At 36.3% G+C, this 1,318-nt stretch carries 1 protein-coding gene; it reads left to right on the top strand.

Annotated elements, in window-relative coordinates; translation table 11 throughout:
- Positions 1–182 precede the first annotated feature (182 nt).
- Positions 183–1,001 (top strand): glycosyltransferase, encoded by an 819-nt coding sequence (locus APA10_RS11885; RefSeq protein ID WP_003631411.1) that lies wholly within the window; start codon positions 183–185, stop codon positions 999–1,001.
- The last annotated feature ends 317 nt before the right edge of the window (positions 1,002–1,318 follow it).

The following is a 1,318-nucleotide window of genomic DNA, read 5'->3' as shown; positions in this document are numbered from 1 at the left end:
AACTACAACCCTCACGTGCCACACTCAGAGCTTAACTGACGACACGCCGTAGATCTTTGTTGTTTAACGGTGCTCCAATTAAAATTGTAGATGCTCGCAAAAGTTATGGAGAAGTAAAAAATCAGGTAATGTCTATAATAAAAATGTATTCTTAGTATATTATTCAGAAAGTAAAATTTTTTATGACAAATTCAGATTGGTCAGTGGTAATACCTTATTTTAACGAAAGCGATTGTTTGAGTATTTGCTTGTCATGCATTGTAAGCCAAAAACTTAAGCCTGCTCATGTAATTTTAGTAAATAATGGATCTTTTGATGATTCTATAAATATTGCAAAAAATTTTAAAAAGAAATACTCTCATATTTTCAATGTTGTATTGATTGACGAATTAGAGCCCGGAAAGATAAATGCTTTACGCGCAGGCTCGGCTTTCGTGAAAACAAAATATTTTGCGACATGGGATGCAGATACTTTTTACTCTCCATTTTATCTTGCCGTAGCCCATCGAGTATATGAACAAGTTGGACTATCTGTGGTTGCGGTTATGGCCACAAATGTCAAAGGACCACTTCTTTCACTTAAAAGTCTTTTCCGTATAGGCAAAATTCAAATTTTATCGCGTATTTTTAAATCAGAATGTCATGCAGGCGGATATGCAGAAACATTTCGTACGGATGCTTACAGAGCGATTGGTGGGTTTGATCCAAATATATGGCCTTATGTATTGGAAGACCACGAAATCGTACAAAGACTTCTTAAGGTTGGCGAGGTGCGTTATCCAGTAGGTATGTGGTGCGTGACTGCCAATCGTCGGGTTAACCGTGATCGTGTGACTTGGAGTGGAAAAGAGAAATTCATTTATCGATTTACGCCATATGCTTTAAAGGATTGGTTCTTTTATAAATTTTTAGCATCGCAGTTTAGTATGCGTGGTCTAAATGGAATACGGTTGCGTGAACAGACATGGAAAGTAAACTCTCAATCACGAAACGTTAAATGATATTCATTTATTGGTAGAGGATAGTTAAATATTTGATTCAGAAAACAGGAGACAATAAATTGAATGTCTTTATAAGAAGGCATATGAAGAAATTATTTATATTTTCAATTGGAATTTTTTGCTGTTCTGGATTGGCAATAAATATTTTCTTGGCATCTCCATGGGGAGGGATTGTATCAGCTTCGTGCAGATGGGACTGTACATGGTACCTAGATATAGCACATCATGGTTATTCTATTGTCCCTCGCGCAACAAATTTACCGAGTTTAGGGCCTGTTAGATCTTGAATTTCTTCCCATATTGTAGGGATGGAAGAA

It is taken from the genome of Acetobacter pasteurianus subsp. pasteurianus LMG 1262 = NBRC 106471 (genome assembly GCF_000285275.1).
GTDB classification, from domain to species: Bacteria; Pseudomonadota; Alphaproteobacteria; order Acetobacterales; family Acetobacteraceae; genus Acetobacter; species Acetobacter pasteurianus.
The sequence above is the reverse complement of the archived record's forward strand: the minus strand, read 5'-3'. Positions and strand labels throughout refer to the sequence as shown.